This is a genomic window from Helicobacter pylori, assembly GCF_014498195.1.
GTDB classification, from domain to species: domain Bacteria; phylum Campylobacterota; class Campylobacteria; order Campylobacterales; family Helicobacteraceae; genus Helicobacter; species Helicobacter pylori_DO.
Map to the genome: position 1 here is coordinate 99,188 of NZ_JACTGH010000003.1, position 15,689 is coordinate 114,876.

At 39.4% G+C, this 15,689-nt stretch carries 15 protein-coding genes; 1 reads left to right on the forward strand and 14 read right to left on the reverse strand.

Annotation, left to right across the window (positions count from 1 at the left end; all coding sequences use genetic code 11):
* Positions 1 to 124 precede the first annotated feature (124 nt).
* From H7N67_RS02430 to H7N67_RS02440, 3 genes are read right to left on the reverse strand one after another with little or no spacing between them, the layout of a single operon-like run.
* Positions 125 to 1,300: a replication-associated recombination protein A gene (locus H7N67_RS02430; protein WP_187938928.1), complete on the reverse strand. Its 1,176-nt coding sequence runs from the start codon at positions 1,298 to 1,300 to the stop codon at positions 125 to 127.
* On the reverse strand, positions 1,297 to 1,668 hold the full coding sequence (locus tag H7N67_RS02435) for a heat shock protein transcriptional repressor HspR (protein WP_187938929.1): 372 nt from the start codon (positions 1,666 to 1,668) through the stop codon (positions 1,297 to 1,299). The genes H7N67_RS02430 and H7N67_RS02435 overlap by 4 nt, the downstream gene beginning before the upstream one ends.
* A 9-nt stretch (positions 1,669 to 1,677) precedes the next feature.
* Complete coding sequence (locus H7N67_RS02440; RefSeq protein ID WP_187938930.1) at positions 1,678 to 2,544, reverse strand: DnaJ C-terminal domain-containing protein; 867 nt, start codon at positions 2,542 to 2,544, stop codon at positions 1,678 to 1,680.
* A gap of 167 nt (positions 2,545 to 2,711) precedes the next feature.
* Here H7N67_RS02440 and H7N67_RS02445 point away from each other — a divergent pair, with 167 nt between their 5' ends.
* Entirely contained in the window at positions 2,712 to 3,962 is a 1,251-nt protein-coding gene (locus tag H7N67_RS02445) for a hypothetical protein (protein ID WP_187938931.1), read from the forward strand.
* A gap of 106 nt (positions 3,963 to 4,068) precedes the next feature.
* On the opposite strand, the gene H7N67_RS02450 is transcribed toward H7N67_RS02445, so the two are convergent.
* From H7N67_RS02450 to H7N67_RS02500, 11 genes are all read right to left on the reverse strand, one after another.
* The gene (locus H7N67_RS02450; RefSeq protein ID WP_187938932.1) at positions 4,069 to 4,905 is read right to left on the reverse strand and encodes a 5'-3' exonuclease; all 837 of its coding nucleotides are present in this window, start codon (positions 4,903 to 4,905) and stop codon (positions 4,069 to 4,071) included.
* 253 nt (positions 4,906 to 5,158) lie between these two features.
* On the reverse strand, positions 5,159 to 6,055 hold the full coding sequence (locus H7N67_RS02455; RefSeq protein WP_187938933.1) for an OriC activity response regulator: 897 nt from the start codon (positions 6,053 to 6,055) through the stop codon (positions 5,159 to 5,161).
* A gap of 21 nt (positions 6,056 to 6,076) precedes the next feature.
* Positions 6,077 to 7,297 carry a bifunctional 2-C-methyl-D-erythritol 4-phosphate cytidylyltransferase/2-C-methyl-D-erythritol 2,4-cyclodiphosphate synthase gene (locus H7N67_RS02460; RefSeq protein ID WP_187938934.1) on the reverse strand — a complete coding sequence of 407 codons (1,221 nt, stop codon included), beginning with the start codon at positions 7,295 to 7,297 and terminating at the stop codon, positions 6,077 to 6,079.
* A 21-nt stretch (positions 7,298 to 7,318) separates the two neighbouring features.
* Positions 7,319 to 8,749 (reverse strand): Do family serine endopeptidase, encoded by a 1,431-nt coding sequence (locus tag H7N67_RS02465; protein ID WP_000976646.1) that lies wholly within the window; start codon positions 8,747 to 8,749, stop codon positions 7,319 to 7,321.
* Positions 8,750 to 8,793: 44 nt separating this feature from the next.
* Positions 8,794 to 10,236 (reverse strand): amino acid permease, encoded by a 1,443-nt coding sequence (locus H7N67_RS02470; protein WP_187938935.1) that lies wholly within the window; start codon positions 10,234 to 10,236, stop codon positions 8,794 to 8,796.
* A 197-nt stretch (positions 10,237 to 10,433) separates the two neighbouring features.
* Entirely contained in the window at positions 10,434 to 10,973 is a 540-nt protein-coding gene (pgsA, locus tag H7N67_RS02475; RefSeq protein ID WP_000866197.1) for a CDP-diacylglycerol--glycerol-3-phosphate 3-phosphatidyltransferase, read from the reverse strand.
* Positions 10,970 to 11,578, reverse strand: a complete 609-nt coding sequence (locus H7N67_RS02480) for a hypothetical protein (RefSeq protein WP_187938936.1) — start codon at positions 11,576 to 11,578, stop codon at positions 10,970 to 10,972. Before H7N67_RS02480 ends, pgsA begins: the two co-directional genes overlap by 4 nt.
* Before the next feature lie 9 nt (positions 11,579 to 11,587).
* A complete protein-coding gene (locus tag H7N67_RS02485; protein WP_187938937.1) occupies positions 11,588 to 12,376 on the reverse strand; it encodes an enoyl-ACP reductase in 789 nt (262 codons plus the stop codon).
* The gene (gene dapA / locus H7N67_RS02490) at positions 12,373 to 13,275 is read right to left on the reverse strand and encodes a 4-hydroxy-tetrahydrodipicolinate synthase (RefSeq protein WP_187938938.1); all 903 of its coding nucleotides are present in this window, start codon (positions 13,273 to 13,275) and stop codon (positions 12,373 to 12,375) included. Before dapA ends, H7N67_RS02485 begins: the two co-directional genes overlap by 4 nt.
* Positions 13,276 to 13,289: 14 nt before the next feature.
* Positions 13,290 to 14,624: a zinc protease PqqE gene (gene pqqE / locus H7N67_RS02495; protein WP_187938939.1), complete on the reverse strand. Its 1,335-nt coding sequence runs from the start codon at positions 14,622 to 14,624 to the stop codon at positions 13,290 to 13,292.
* Positions 14,621 to 15,676, reverse strand: a complete 1,056-nt coding sequence (locus tag H7N67_RS02500; protein ID WP_187938940.1) for a quinone-dependent dihydroorotate dehydrogenase — start codon at positions 15,674 to 15,676, stop codon at positions 14,621 to 14,623. Before H7N67_RS02500 ends, pqqE begins: the two co-directional genes overlap by 4 nt.
* Positions 15,677 to 15,689 lie beyond the last annotated feature (13 nt).

Genomic DNA, 15,689 nt, shown 5'->3' on the forward strand with positions numbered 1-15,689 from the left:
AACTAGAATATTATTATACAATAATAATGCGATGAAACATAGATAAAACTCATTATTATTTTAATTTAATCAAAAAATATTGATTTTTTATTACCATTATCGCATTTTAATGTAACTTATAAGATCAATTTCTTATCTTATCAAGCCATTCTAAAAGGGTTTTTTCAAACCCTATGCCTTGAGAAGAAACCAAATTGAGGGGCTTTTCCAAATAATCTTGTTTGACATAGCCGTTATAATCATGCGGGTAAAGGTAATCTTTAGCGTTAGGCAGCAGGTGTTTAGGAATGGGGTAGAGCAAGCCCTTTTGAACGCAATCCAAAGCCTGATTGATCGCTTTATAAGCCGTGTTAGACTTGGGCGAACAAGCCAGATAAATCACGCACTGGCTTAAAATGATGCGCGCTTCAGGGTAGCCGATTTGTTTGACTGAAAACAAGCAAGAAGTGGCTAAATTAAGGGCGTTTGGGTTAGCGTTACCAATATCTTCGCTCGCAAAAATCACTAGCCTTCTGGCGATAAATTCCGGGTTTTCCCCGCCAGCAATCAGGCGCGCCAGATAATAGATGGAAGCGTTTTCATCGCTCCCTCTTAAAGATTTGATTAACGCGCTAGTAAGATTATAATGCGTATCATCGCTATAAGATCCGTCATTTAGGCTATGGGGCCGTAAGGATTGCAAGGTTTTTAAAGTGATAGGATTTTCTATTTTAGCACTCAAATCTAAAAGGTTTAATAACGCTCTGGCATCGCCAGCGCTGTTGTTTAAAAGATAGGTTTTAGCGTCAGGCTCTATTTGTTTTTTGAGTAATGTTAAAGCTTTAGCGCAAAGCTTGTCTAAATCGCTCTTTTTTAGGGGGGTTAATTCAAAAATAAAACTTCTTGAGCGGATCGCATGGCTTAGGCTGTAATTAGGATCTTGCGTGCTAGCCCCTAAGATTAAAGCGTGATCTTTTTCCATAATGGGGAGTAAAAATTCTTGTTGGGTTTTATTCAATCTGTGGGTTTCATCAATAAAAACAACGGGTTTTAAAAGGGTGTTTTGGTAATTTTTAAGCTTAAGGCGCAAATCCTCTAGCTTAAAATCTGTCGCATTAAATGAAAGAATGGGGCGCTCTAGGGAGCGAGCGATGATTTGAGCCAGGCTTGTTTTACCCACGCCAGGAGGGCCATAGAAAAAGGCATGGGGGAAGTGTTTGGATTGTAAGGCTTTAAATAAGGGGGCGTCTTTCCCTATTAAATGCTCTTGGCCTAAAAAATCTTCTAGGCTTTTTGGGTTTAAAAGCGAAGTCAGGCTCATTTTTTAAATAAAATCAATTCGTAAAAATTAGTAGGGGTGTTTAAATTTTTCGTTGGGGTTTTGGTGTTTTTAGAGTGTTTTTGCAGAGCGTCTTGCAATTCTTTATTGAGGTTGTCTAATTCATCAAGCTTTTCTTTTAAACGCAAAATAATATCCACGCCCGCTAGATTAACCCCCATATCCCTTGTAAGGCGTAAAATCGTTTTGATTTTGTCCATGTCTCGTTGGGAATACAAGCGCATTTTCCCATCAGTCCTGCTAGGCTCTATCAAACCCTCTTTTTCATACTGGCGCAAGGTTTGAGGGTGCACGCATAAGATTTTAGCCACGACGCTGATTAAATAAAGCGGTTCATCATAATCGCACACGATTCCTCCTTACAATTCTTTTTCTAATAACGCTTTTAACTCATTAGAAAGCGTTTCCGTTTTAGGCAAAATCAAACGAGCTTGCAAATACAAATCTCCCACATGCGAAGTTTTTCTGTTTTTGATCCCTTTTTCTTTAATGCGGAATTTTTGCATCGCTTTGGTGTTAGGAGGAATGGTTAGGGTTAAGGTTTTATGCCAAGTAGCGATTTCAACCTTCCCTCCAAAAAGAGCCGTTTTTAAGGGTAAATCAAAGATTTGGATAATATCGTCTTTCTCGCGCTTGTAAATTTCATCTTCTTCAATATGGATCTGCAAGAGCAAATCGCCCCTAGTCGTTCGCCCCGTTTTCCCTTTGTTGCGAACCCTGATTTTTTCGCCCTCTTCTACGCCAATAGGGATTTTAAGGCTAAAAGTCTCATTATTGATGCTCACTTGTTTTTTATTGCCTAAAAGGGTGTCTAAAACAGAGACATTTAAAGTGGCGGTCATGTCTAAATTTTCAGGGGCGAAATTGGAAAAATTAAAGCCAGAAAAACCTTGCGAGTTTTGAGAAAATCTTTGCGAAAAGCCTCCTTTCCCAAAAATAGAGCTTAAAATATCGTCTAAATCTTCACTAGGACCACGGCTTCGGGCAAAATCGCTGAAATTCTGCCCGCCAAACATGTTGTCGCCAAACTGATCGTATTGGCGGCGTTTTTCTTCATCGCTCAAAATTTCATAAGCGGCGTTGATTTCTTTGAATTTCTCTTCGGCTTCTTTGGTTTTATTCAAATCCGGGTGGTATTGCCTAGCTAAACGGCGGTAGGATTTTTTGATTTCATCTTGGCTGGCGTTTTCGCTCACGTTTAAAGTTTGGTATAAACTCTTACTCATGAATCACCTTTAAAATAGTTTTATTAGAATACTATCATAAATCTTTAGTGTTAGTCAATCAAGTTTATTGATAATGTTTAGTGGTAATTGAGATTTTAAACCCGTTTCAGCGCAATTAAAAGGAATTTTAACTAAAATATTGAGTTTAAATCCACGATGAGTTTTTAATGCAATATAAGAAAAATAAGAAAAGATATTATTATTTAGCGTTAGGGATCTTTTTTTTAAATGGTCTGTCTTTGAAAGCTTTAGAAATCGCAGTCAAACCTTTTGGCTATCTGGGGCTATTGTATAATCAAGGGGCACAAAAAAACCCTCACAGCTATGTGGGGGCTTTGACGCGTCTTGGAGTGGATTTTTCTTATAGCAATGGGTGGTCCTTTGGCATTGGAGCGATTGGAGCTTGGAATATTTATAACAAACAGCGTTTGGCTAACCTTTACATCAGTCTAGGGAATTTTTTTGGTAACCCTAACAACGTTAAACCTTATTTGAGCGCTGGCGATGTTTCTGATGCGTATCTCCAATACACTAACCAGCGTTTTAAAATCGCTTTAGGGCGTTTCAATACCGATTTTGTGGATTTTGATTGGATAGGGGGCAATATTCAAGGGGTCTCTGTGGCTTTCAAGCAAAATTCCATGCGTTATTTTGGGATTTTTATGGATAGCATGCTTTATAACGGGCATCAAATCAATAAAGAGCAAGGGAATCGGATCGCTACTTCCCTAAACGCTCTAGCGTCTTATGATCCTGTGTCTAAACGCTTGTATGTGGGGGGGGAAGTGTTTGTTTTGGGCACAGAATACAAAAATAAAAATTTGACATTCGTTCCTTTTATTTTAACGGACACCCGCTTGCCTTTGCCCACCCAAAATGTTTTAGTGCAAGTGGGGGGTAAGTTAGAGTATGACGCTTCTTTAGCTAAGGGTTTCACTTCGCGCACTCTAGTGCATGGCATGTATCAATACGGCAACACTGATATTACTACAAGCGCTAAAAATGCCGGCTTGTTTTTGATCGATCAAACTTTTAAATACAAAATTTTTAATTTTGGAACGGGTTTTTATATCGTTCCGGCAAGGAACAATAAGGGCTATCTATGGACTTTTAACGACAGGACTAAATTCTATGGCCGTGGGATCAACGCGCCCGGCGTGCCAGCGATTTATTTTGCAAATTCTAGCATTTCAGGCTATGTTTTTTTAGGGCTTAAGACTAAAAGGGTGCGTTTAGACGCGATGGTGGCTTTTGGGGATTACCAAGAATATTCTTTAATGAGCAGTTTTAGGGTTTGGACTTATAGGAGTTTGTCTTTTGATATGGGTGGGGGGTATGTGTATGCTTATAATTCTAAAGCCACGAGAAAAAGCCTTGGAGATAGTTCTTTTGTCTTTTTTGGGAAGTTTTTGTTTTAAAAAAATGCCATTTTTACAATCAATAGCAAAGGGCTTGCCAAAAGTAAGCGATAAAGTAAGCGATAATTTCTTTTTTAAAAAATCAACATTAAAAGAAGTTTTTGTTTTAAGAAATTCTTTTAAAATCAGGTCTTTGGGATTTTTTAGGGAAAAAAGTTTTTTTAAACTCAGGCTCCCATAGTTTGATCACGCCATGGTGGGTCATCTGGTGCATATTGACTAAACGCATGTTTAAAAGAGCCTTTTCTTTAGCTTCGCTGTCGCTCAAATCTTCTTTAATTTTGAACGCTTGAATGATCTGTTCCCACAGCTCATGCTCTTTAGCGTCTTCGTTTAAAAAATCTTTATAGTTGAAGCCACCAATCCCTTTAACCCCTTTAATATTATCCCCCTTATCCCCCACAACGCACTGGTAATAAGCAAAAAAATGAGCCTCTTTTTGACTCACATTAAAAAAAGCGTTTGTTTTGAGATTGAAATGAGAACCTCTATTGGAATACAAAATATCCTTATCCATGCTGGCTATCACATAATTGTTGGGGTCTTTCTTTTTGTAAAAAGAGATAATATCATCGGCTTCATATTCAAAACAATGTTCGCCCTGGATTTTAGCCCCTTTTTTTAGAGGGTATTTTTCCACCAAAGCGATTTTGAGAGCTTTTAAAAGGGATCTAAAACCTTCATCAAATTGGTGGCGTTTTTGTTTGTAATGATCGCACAGCTGGTAGCGGAAACTCTCTCTGCCCCTAGTGATAAAAAAAAGCGTTTTAGAGCAACGGGTCTTGCGCATGATAGATAAAATTTGAGTGGTGAGGAAAATAACGCCCACTTCTTGCAAGCTGTAAGCGGCGAATCTTTTAGGGAGCGTTTTATTAGAGAGCAAACGCCTAACAATATTAGGGATAACGCAATCAATGTCTAGTAAAAGAGTTCTTGAATGCATGGATCTTGTTTTGCTAAACGCTTGCCTAATGGTTAATCCTTAAGTTGAATTTCTCTTTCTAAAAGATAAACTATTATAGTAAATATATAGCAAATAATAAGTTATTTTAATAATAATTAGCTCTATTCTCATTAAATACGCTAAATTTTAAGAGGTTATCGCTTGCTTTAGCTCTTTTGATTGTAAAAACGCTTTTGGCATTTTTACATTTTATGATCAACGCCCCACAAAAACAGGGCTTAAGGATTTTCTGTTATTTGCGCGGTAAGTTATATTTCCGGCGTTTTTCCCAAAGGCTTTTACGGCTAATGCCAAGCTTGCTGGCTAATTCCGTATCGGTGCAAGTAGAAGAAAAATGCCTAATGGCTTCTTTTTCATACTCTTGAATGGAAAGGAAAGTCGTGTTATTGTTGAACAAAAATAGGGGTCTATTGCCGCATTCAATGCTCACAATTTTAGGAAATTCTAGGGGTTCTTTATGGGTATAGGACAAAACAATAGGGCATGAACGGGCCAATTCTAGCAATTTCAATTGCTCATCTTTTTTAAGCTCTTCTAAATGCATGATGTAAAAAGGGCGTTCTAGTTTGTCTTTATTTTTGTATAGATCTTTCCAAGTGGTATCCTTTAAAGAGAAAAAAGAAAAATCCATTTGCCTTTCTTTAGCGTATTGCAATAAATAAGCGTTCGCAAGCTCTTGAGAGGGCGTGTGGATAATAAAGGGCGGCCGGTAAGAAAAATCTCTAGGCAAGGGCAATTCCGCATGGATAAAGTCCAAGTAATTTTCATAAAATCCCAAGCGAGCGGTCATTTCTTGGTAGGCTTTGTGGTATTGGATCTTGCGCAACAATTCATCCATTTTAAAAGGCTTTAGAATATAATCTCTCGCTCCCGCTTGAATGGGTTTATTCACGCCATCTTCATTGACATGCGAAGCCATCATGATAATGATTTGCTTGGAATTATAACGCACAAAATGTTCGCAACGCCCTTGAGTGCAAACTTTAGAAGAAACTAAAATCACATCATAAGGCTCTTTATTTTCTTCTGAAATGCTAGAGATGATCTCGCAAAAATGCCCTAAATCATGCAAATTATGCGAAATACTCCTGGCTAGCGCTAAATCGTCTTCAATGATTAAGATTTTCATCCATTCTTCCTTTTATCGCGTTTAAAGTTTTTGTTTATAACGCATGCTCACATGCGCTTGGACTAACAGCCCTTCTTGTTTGCCAATGAACCCCATTTTTTCCATTGTAGTGGCTTTCAAGCTGATTTGAGATTTTTCTAAACCCAAAAGTTGGCTCAAATTCTCTAAAATCGCCGGTTTGTAAGGAGTGATTTTAGGGATTTCGCTAAAGATGGTCGCCCCCATTTCAAACAATTCAAACCCAATGCTTTGAGAAAAATCCAACACGATTTTTAAAAGCTCTTTAGAAGAGGCGTTTTTGTATTTGGGGTCATTATCAGGGAACCACTCGCCAATATCCCCCCCTTTAATCGCCCCTAAAATCGCATCAATAATCGCATGCAACAAAGCATCGCCATCGCTGTGAGCCTTTAACCCAAACCCGCAATCCAAAACAACCCCCCCTAAAACCATGGGCTTATCTTTAATGAACGCATGCGTATCAAAGCCCATGCTGATAAAAGTGTCTTTTGCTGGGTTGAAAAAGAGTGCGAAATGTTTCAAATCATCGCTTGTGGTGAGCTTGTGCAAATTTTTACTGCCTTCAATATAGCTCACACGATCAGGGAAAGCTTGTAAAATCGCGCTGCTTTCATCTTTAAAATCCCCTTGATTTAGGGCTGATTGGAGTGCTTTGGTGTGGCTTAATTGCGGGGTTTGAATGAGTTTGATCGCTTCTCTATCTAAAACCTCGTTATAATAGATCGCCGTGTCATAGCAAGGCAAGTAAGGGGCGATGCAATAATGGCTTGTTTGTTGGAGGGTTAAAAACAAACTTTTGAGCACTTCAATATTGGCTAAACCCCTAGCCACATCGCTGGTGAGCGTGTAAGCGCTATCAATTATTTTTAAAGCGTTACAGACGGATTCTTGCCTTGATGCCCCGCCTTTTACAAGCTTGATTTCAGGGTAATGGCGTTGGATATAAATATAATCCAATTCGCTTACGACTAGAATGATTTCTTTAAAGTCTAGGGCTTCTTTAAAGCTTTCATAAACGCTGAGCCATAAGGGGGTATGATTAGAGCGTAGCCATTGTTTTTTGATGGTTTGAGAAAAACGCTTAGATTCCCCAGCGGCCAATAAAACAACGCTCGTTTGTTTAACAAGAATCTCTAGCGTTTCTTTAGTTTCAAAAGGGTCTTCTTCTAAACTTTCTAAAGAGAGTTTAAAAGCTTCCCCATTCACTCTAATCAAAGACATGCGACTAACAACCCACCTCTATCATTTCACCAAAATGATCCTATAACCTTGATTCAAGTCTAAGACTAAGAATCGTTTGGGTTTGCCTTTATATTTTTCTAAAGCATGGTTAAAATCTGCAACGCTTTTCACTTCAATCTCTTCAATTTTTGTGATGATGTTGCCTTGCCTGAAGCCGGCTTGCTCTGCTGGGGAATTTTCATTCACTTGAGAGACTAAAACCCCTTGAACATCATCGCTCAAACGCATAGACCTTTTGGTTTTTTGGGTTAAATCTTCTACTTGAAGCCCGTTCAATTGGCCTTGTGCGCCGTTTTGAGCAGAAATGGTTTCTTTTTTGTTAGGGTTTTTCCTTTCAGCTAGAGTGAGAGTGAAGGTGCGTTCTTTTTTGTCTCTAATGACTTTTAAGGTTACTCTTTGATTGGGTAGCATGGAGCCGATTAGATTTCTTAACTCATTCGTGTTTTTAACCTTTTTCCCATTGACTTCAGTGATCAAATCCCACACCAAAATCCCTGCTTTTTTAGCCGGAGAGTCTTTTTCTACGCTAATGACTACCGCCCCTTCTTTGTTGTCATAAGAATTTTGCAAATCGCCACTCAAATCTTGCAAGCCCACGCCCAAGTAACCTCTTTCAATCTTACCGGTTTTGATGAGTTGGGTTACAATATCCTTAACCATATTAGAAGGGATGGCAAAGCCAATGCCGTGGTTGCCCCCGGTTTTAGAGATAATAGCGGTATTGATCCCCACTAACCCTCCACGGCTGTCAATCAAAGCGCCGCCGGAATTTCCAGGGTTAATGGAAGCGTCTGTTTGAATGAAATTCTCATAGCTGTTGATGCCAATCCCGCTTTTATTGAGTGCTGAAACAATGCCTTGCGTAACGCTTTCGCCCACGCCAAAAGGGTTACCGATCGCAAAAACCAAATCGCCCACTAAAATATCATTAGAGTCAGAGAATTTGATCGTGGGCAGGTTGTCTTTAGTGATGCGAATCACGGCTAAATCGCTTTCAGAATCGGTGCCTACTAAAGTAGCGGAATATTCTTTATTGCTCCCTGGAATGGTTACTTTAATCTTGTCCGCGCCATCAATCACATGGTTATTCGTAACGATATAGCCATCTTTAGAAATGATGACACCGCTGCCTAAAGCCCTTTCCATTCTTTCTTTAGGGATCATGCCGCCCAAATCCCCAAAAAATTGTTGGAAAAAGGGGTCATTAAACACACCGCCACCTATAAAATTGTTTTTAATCTTCTTTTCAGTGGAGATATTCACCACCGCTTTAATAGAATCCTTAATAGAATCGTGGTAAGAATAGATCGTATCCTCTTTAGAGGGGACGCTTATTCGCTCTTTCACTTTGGGCATGCTTTGGATTTGGATATTGCCCGCATTCAAACTTAACGCTAAAGCCAAAGAGATAAAAAGGGTTTTTTTCATCATGGTTACTTCCTTAAAATTTGCTAAACTTCAAAATTAAAAAAAGATTATATCAAATCTTTTTTGTTATTTTCATTAGCTTTTTGTGTAAAATAGTATCCAATGTAACAAATAACAGCAAAAACAATCGTCAAAATCATCCCGATGCGTTGATCCTTATCCATAGCCGAACCGATCACGCCGATAATACACCCAGTGATCCCTATGAGTTGCAAAAAGGGCAGGAAAGGGGCTTTATAGGGCAAATCCTCTAAAGAATGCCCGGCTTTTAAGTATTGCTTACGGAAAGAATATTGCGAAACGGACACGCTAACCCACACGATAATCACCGTGAAACTGATCACATTAATCAAAGCTTCCACGACATTTTCTTTCGCATAAATTTGGACTAAAAGCCCTATAAGGGAAAAAGAAAGGGAAAAAAACATCGCATAAGTGGGCGTGCCTTGTCGGTTGAGTTGGGAAAAAACCTTAAAAAACATCTTTTGTTTGGACAGCCCATAAATCATGCGGCTCGCTCCATAAAGCCCTGAATTAGCGGTAGAAAACATCGCCGTAATGATAACAGCGTTCATTATATCAGCCACATAAGGGATACCCATGCCAATAAAGGGCAAATGGATGCGTTCTAAAACGCTCACAAAAGGGCTTTGCGCGATAGAAGAATCATTCATGGGTAAAAAAACAGAAATGACAAACACAGAGCCTAAAAAGAAAAAGACAATCCGCCACAAGGTCGCTTTAATCGCTTTGGGCATCACTTCGCTAGCGTTTTTAGTCTCTCCCACAGCCACCCCAATCACCTCTGTGCCAGTGAAAGCAAAAATGACAGCGAGCATAGCAGAAAAAACCGCTGCACTCCCGTTAGGGAAAAACCCTTTATCGCCAAAATGGAAGTTATCAAAAATAGAACTAAACCCATGCAAATAGATTTGATAAATAATCCCAATTACGCCAATGCTTATAAAAGCGATCACCGCTAAAACTTTAATCAGGCTAAAGAAAAACTCGCCCTCGGCAAAAATTTTAACCGAAAAAAAGTTCAATAAAAAAACCAACGCAATGCATAAAATAACCCAATAATGGATGGGAATATCAGCAAACCAACGTTGCATGAGCATGCCTATAGCGATGTATTCTAACGCCACCGTGATCACCCAGCCAAGCCAATACATCCAAAAAACCATATAGCCCGTGCCAGGGCCTATGAATTTAGCCGCATAATCCCCAAAGCTTCCCGTAGTGGGATAAACGCTAGCCAATTCGCCTAAAGAGAGCATGATGCAATAAACCACAAGCCCTCCAAAACCATAAGCGATCAAGGTCCCTAAAGGGCCAGCGTTCGCAATATTACCCCCAGTGCCTACAAAAAGCCCTGTGCCGATCGCTCCTCCAAATGCAATCATTAAGAGATGGCGCATTTTCATGTCTCTTTTAAGCTCGCCTTGTTTTTGCGTGGTATTTTGATGCGTTATCTTTTGATTGTCCATGCGACACCTCCTTAGATTGAAAATAAAAATAGCTTGAATTATAACAAAAATAAAATAAAATGATTTTTTTTAATTGAATATTGAAAATAAAATTTTAAACAAACGAAAGAATGCTAAAGTTAATGTTTATCAATATTTGATGAGAGCAAAGTTTTAAGGTGTTTTTTTAAAGAACGCTAAAAACTCCTTTTAAAACATTAAGATTTATAATATTTAATCGTGTAATCTATCCCTGAATAAAGGGTTAAAAAAACCGCTATAGCCACAAGCACATAGGAGTAAGTTAAATTGGCTAATAAAGCGCCAATCGCCACGACTTGAGACACGGTTTTATACTTGCCTAACGCATTGACAGGAATATCCTTTTTTTCATTAGCGGCTAAGACTCTAAGCCCTGAAATAAAAAATTCACGCCCTAAAATCACAAACGGGATCCACGCATTCACACGATCCAAATAAACTAACCCTAAAAACGCGCTCAAAATAAGGATTTTATCCGCTAAAGGATCAAAGATTTCCCCAAAGCGCGATTTGGCTTTATAGCTTCTAGCGATGTAGCCGTCCAATAAATCCGTGAGCGCGGCAAATAAAAAAACCAATGAAGAGATCATGTTGATGTGAAAGGGGGTTAAAAAACTAAAATAAGTGCGCGTGTTTAACAATAAAAATAATAAAAATAAGGATAAGACAATGCGTAAAATCGTTAAAAAATTAGGCAGGAGTTTTAAAACTTTCATGCTTTCAAAAAGACTTGTGAAAAATTCAAAAACGCGCGCCCTAAAAAGCCAAGCGCTACACACATTAAAACCACAGCGATCGTTAAAAAAATGATAACTAACGCTTGCACTAAAATCCCTAAAAGAGCCAACATGAAACTAAAAAGCAACAACCTAAACCCGCTTAAAAAAAACCTTTCTTGCGTGTAAAGGCTCAATTCTCTATAGAGTTTGTGCAAATAAAAAATAGAAACGCCATTACCGATTAGCGAAAGAGCGTTACTGGCGTTAGGGATAAGATAGCTTAAAAGGGCGCATAAAATCACCGCCAAAAAACTGAAAGCGAAATTTTCAAAAAAACTCAGATGGCGTGTGATTTTAGAAAGCCTGTAAAAACCAATCGCTCCGGCAATGAACCCAAGCGCGCACAAAAAAAGAGACAATAAAACGATATAAGCTAGTTGATTGTTAAAGAGGTTAGAAATTTGAAACGATTTTGCCCCACTTGAAACAAGAAAAAACACCAACAAAATAGCCCCACACAAAGGGGCGAAAAAATAGCCCAACAAGCATTTTTTAATGAATTGCAACTCTTTGTTTTGGTGGATGTGGATAATGTTTTTCAAAAAAAATCTTTATTTAAAAGTAGTCCCACCATCCACAACGATCGTTTGCCCTGTAAGCCAACCGCTTTGGGTCTCATCGCATAAAAAATAAGCCGCCCCGGCTAGATCGTTAGGATTGCCCATGCGTTTTAGGGGCGATTGCTCTTCTACTTTTTCTTTAATCTCCATATAATCAGGGAAGGCTTTCAAAGCGTCCGTATCAATAGGCCCGCCGCTAACCGCATTCACTCTAATGTTAAATTCGCCTAAATCCACAGCAGCGTATTTGACCATGGTTTCTACGGCGTTTTTGGAATTGCCATGCCCGGCGTAATTGGGCATATAGACCAAATTCCCAGTAGAGCTTAAGCTCACGATCGCCCCGCCGCCTATTTTTTGCATGCGTTTTGCCGCTTCTTGAGCCCCTACCACAAACGCTAACACGGTGGCTGTGTAAATATTGTTTAACCCCTTAGGTTTTAATCGCATGAAAGGTGCAAATCCGCCCACGACAGAGCGCCCATAAATAATAGCGTTAGAAATAAAAAAATCCACTCTGTCAAAATCAGCGTCAATTTGCTTGAAAAGCTCTGCGTATTGCTCAGGCTCTAAAACATTAAGGGGGTAGGCTTTGGCTTTGATGGAATACTTTTGCTCCACATCTTCTATGATTTTATTCGCTTCTTCAACATTTTTATTGTAAGTGAAAGCGATATTCACGCCGCTTTGAGCGAAGCGATACAATATCGCCTTACCAATCCCTCTAGTCGCGCCGCTGATCACTAGGGTTTTATTTTTCATGTGGTTGGAATGATTCATGCAATTACCTCATATTGTTGTAGGGTTTTTTCTAAAAGTTTGATCGTTTCTTTGCTTGGGGCCACTAAAGGCAGTCTGTAGCTTGGGTTTTCAATCAAGCCGGCTAAATGCATAGCCATTTTAATAGGGATGGGATTCGTTTCTACAAAAAGGGCTTGGTGCAAATGAAAAAGCTTATTTTGGATTTCTAGGGCTTGTTGGTATTCAAGTTTGAGCGCGCAATTGACCATCTGTGAAATCAGATTGGGCATTAAATTACCGGTCACTGAAATCACGCCGCACCCCCCTGAAAACATGATAGAGTGGTTGAGTGAATCTTCCCCACTAAAAATTTTAAAATCTTTTTCATAATAATGCAATTCTGTTACCCTTTTCAAAGAGCCAGACGCTTCTTTAATGGCTTTAATGTTAGGGATTTCTCTAAAGAGTTTGAGGGCGGTTGGAACTTCAATAGACACGCCTGTTCGGCTTGGCACATCATAAAGCATGACAGGGATTTCCACCGATTGAGCGATGGTTTTATAATGTTCAAACAGGCCTTGTTGGGTGGGGCGGTTATAATAAGGGCTTACGCATAAAATCGCATCCGCACCGATTTTTTGAGCGAACTTTGCTAAAGAAAGGGACTCGCTCGTGGCGTTACTGCCCACGCCGGCTAACACTTTCATGCGTGAATTGGAGAGCGTTTTAGTGTTTTTGCAAGTCTCTATGGCGATTTCAATGCAACGCATATGCTCTTTGTGGGTGAGCGTGGCGGATTCTCCTGTCGTGCCAACAGGCACGCATGCGTCCATGCCTTGAAAAATTTGGCGCTTGATCAAGGATTCATAAGCGGCCTCATCAACGCTCAAATCTTTTTTAAAAGGCGTAATTAACGCACTAGATGAATGAAATTGCATGCGATAAGGCTCTTTTAAGGTTTCAAAAACACGGTGGTTGATTGGGTGTCTTTAAAATATTCATTAGCCACACGCACCAAATCGCTCACTTTTAAATCCAAAAATTGTTGCTGATAATCCGTCAAGCCTTGAATATCGTTTTGCACTAAATAGTCCGCAAAAAGCCCCGCCACATCGCCAGAACTTTCTAAGTTAGAAATAAAGTCAGCTTTTTGATTGATTTTGAGCTTGTCTAACTCCGCCTGAGTGATTTCGCCTTTTTTAAGCTTTTCTAAAAGTGCTACGATTTCTTTTTGTAAGGCTTCAGCTTTGATATTAGGGTTACCCCCGGCAATGAATAAAAACACGCTTTCATCTTGCAATTGCATGTTGTGTGAGAAAGCTTGAGAAGCCAGGCGTTTTTTATCCACCAATTCGCTTTGTAACCATGAGCTTTTACCTTCGCCTAAAAGCCTGCTTAACGCATCTAAAGCGACTTGATCTTTATGCTTGAAAGCAGGCACTTTATACCCTAACGCTACCCATTCTAAATGGACCCCATCTTTATGCACGACTGCTATTCTTGCTCCATCTTGTTTAGGCTCTTTCATGTAAGGGGTGGGGATAGCTTTTTCATCAAGGTTTTTTAAGGATTCAAAATGCTTTTTACTCAATTCAAAAACCTTTTGGGAATTGACATCGCCCACCACTAAAATAATAGCGTTTTTAGGCTGATAATAGAGCGAATGGAATTTTTTAATGTCTTTTAAAGTCCAGTTTTGAATATCATCCATAAAACCAATGGGTGTCCAATGGTAGGGGTGATAGACATAAGCGGTGTTAAAAAAGCGGAAATAAAGCATGCCGATAGGGGAATTATCGGTGCGCCATCGCCTTTCTTCAGCGACCACTTGACGCTCAGGCAAAAACTCATCTTCTTTTAAATTCAAAGAACCCATGGTTTCAGCGAACAACTCTAAAGACTTATCCAAGTTAGCCTGACTGGTTTTAATGAAATAGCGCGTAATATCAAAACTCGTAGAAGCGTTACTCACGCCCCCAAAACGCTTCACGATCTTATCAAATTCGCCGGCTTTAAGGTTTTTGGTGCTTTTAAAATTCAAATGCTCTAACATGTGAGCGATCCCGCTCTTGCCCATGACTTCGTTTCTAGAGCCGACTTTATAAAGCACATCCACTTCTATAACCCCAGTTTTATTTTCTAAGGGGACGCTTACGACTTGCAACCCGTTTTTTAAGGTAACGCTCTCATGTTTGGGTAGGTAAGATTGTGCGTGCATGCTCGCTCCTAAAGTGACTAACAAGACAGAACTAAGCCTCAAAAGTCTTTTAACAGAAAAATGTTTCATCTTAAATCCGCTCCTATAGCCTCTTTAACGCTCAAAAATCCATCTTTTTTGAGTAATTTTACCAAATCTTTAAGAATATTTTGGCATAAATTTGGCCCATTGTAAATAAAAGCGCTATAAATTTGTAACAGACTCGCTCCCATTTTAATCCTTTCATAAGCTTCTTTCGCATCGCTAATCCCCCCCACAGAAACAAGAACGCTTTTATTAAAAAAAGCTTTAGCCAACTCTTTAAAGATTTCACGGCTTTTTTTAGTCAAGCATTTCCCGCTCAAGCCCCCCATTTCTTTAGGGGCAAACACCAGGCTTTTATCAATGGTCGTGTTAGTCGCAATAATGCCATGCGCTCCCGCTCCAATAGCGCTATTGACGATTTCTAGCATGTCATCTGTTTCTAAATCCGGGGCGATTTTTAAAAATAAAGGCTTATGAGTCATTTCTTTAGCCATGCAAAAAAGCTCATGCACAAACGCTTTGTTTTGCAAATCCCTTAAATTAGGGGTGTTGGGCGAAGAAAGGTTGAAGGTGTAATAATCGCCAATGTTTAAACATTTATTTAAAACCGCCTTGTAATCTTCTAGGGCATGCGCTTGCTCTATGTGTTTGTTTTTGCCTAAATTGATGCCAATAGGGGTTTTATAAGGGGCGAAGCGATTGAACGCTCTTACCCCCAAAATCGCCCCGTAATTATTAAACCCCATCGCATTTTGTAAGGACTCTTCTTCAATGTGCCTGAAAAGCCTTGGTTTTTCATTCCCGCTTTGCGCAATATTAGTCAATGTGCCTGCTTCTAAATAGCCAAACCCAAAAGCGGTTAACGCCCTGAGCATGGAAGCGTTTTTATCAAAGCCGGCGGCCAAGCCCAAAGGGTTAGGGAAGTTTAAGCCTAAAATGTCATTTTCAAGCTTTGGGTTTTTATAACCCCATTGAGAATCAATCAAATTACACAAAAAGGGTGATGAAGAAAGCGTTCTTAAAATTTGACAAACCTTTTCATGAGCGATTTCAGCGTCTAGGCTAAAAAGATATTTTTTTACTAATGAATAAAGCATTTAAATCCTTAAT

Coding starts and splice junctions, on each gene's coding strand:
- H7N67_RS02430 (WP_187938928.1), bottom strand. CDS start 1,300: ATGAGCCTGACTTCGCTTTTAAACCCAAAAAGCCTAGAAGATTTTTTA.
- H7N67_RS02440 (WP_187938930.1), bottom strand. CDS start 2,544: ATGAGTAAGAGTTTATACCAAACTTTAAACGTGAGCGAAAACGCCAGC.
- H7N67_RS02445 (WP_187938931.1), top strand. CDS start 2,712: ATGCAATATAAGAAAAATAAGAAAAGATATTATTATTTAGCGTTAGGG.
- H7N67_RS02450 (WP_187938932.1), bottom strand. CDS start 4,905: ATGCATTCAAGAACTCTTTTACTAGACATTGATTGCGTTATCCCTAAT.
- H7N67_RS02455 (WP_187938933.1), bottom strand. CDS start 6,055: ATGAAAATCTTAATCATTGAAGACGATTTAGCGCTAGCCAGGAGTATT.
- H7N67_RS02460 (WP_187938934.1), bottom strand. CDS start 7,297: ATGTCTTTGATTAGAGTGAATGGGGAAGCTTTTAAACTCTCTTTAGAA.
- H7N67_RS02465 (WP_000976646.1), bottom strand. CDS start 8,749: ATGATGAAAAAAACCCTTTTTATCTCTTTGGCTTTAGCGTTAAGTTTG.
- H7N67_RS02470 (WP_187938935.1), bottom strand. CDS start 10,236: ATGGACAATCAAAAGATAACGCATCAAAATACCACGCAAAAACAAGGC.
- pgsA (WP_000866197.1), bottom strand. CDS start 10,973: ATGAAAGTTTTAAAACTCCTGCCTAATTTTTTAACGATTTTACGCATT.
- H7N67_RS02485 (WP_187938937.1), bottom strand. CDS start 12,376: ATGAATCATTCCAACCACATGAAAAATAAAACCCTAGTGATCAGCGGC.
- dapA (WP_187938938.1), bottom strand. CDS start 13,275: ATGCAATTTCATTCATCTAGTGCGTTAATTACGCCTTTTAAAAAAGAT.
- pqqE (WP_187938939.1), bottom strand. CDS start 14,624: ATGAAACATTTTTCTGTTAAAAGACTTTTGAGGCTTAGTTCTGTCTTG.
- H7N67_RS02500 (WP_187938940.1), bottom strand. CDS start 15,676: ATGCTTTATTCATTAGTAAAAAAATATCTTTTTAGCCTAGACGCTGAA.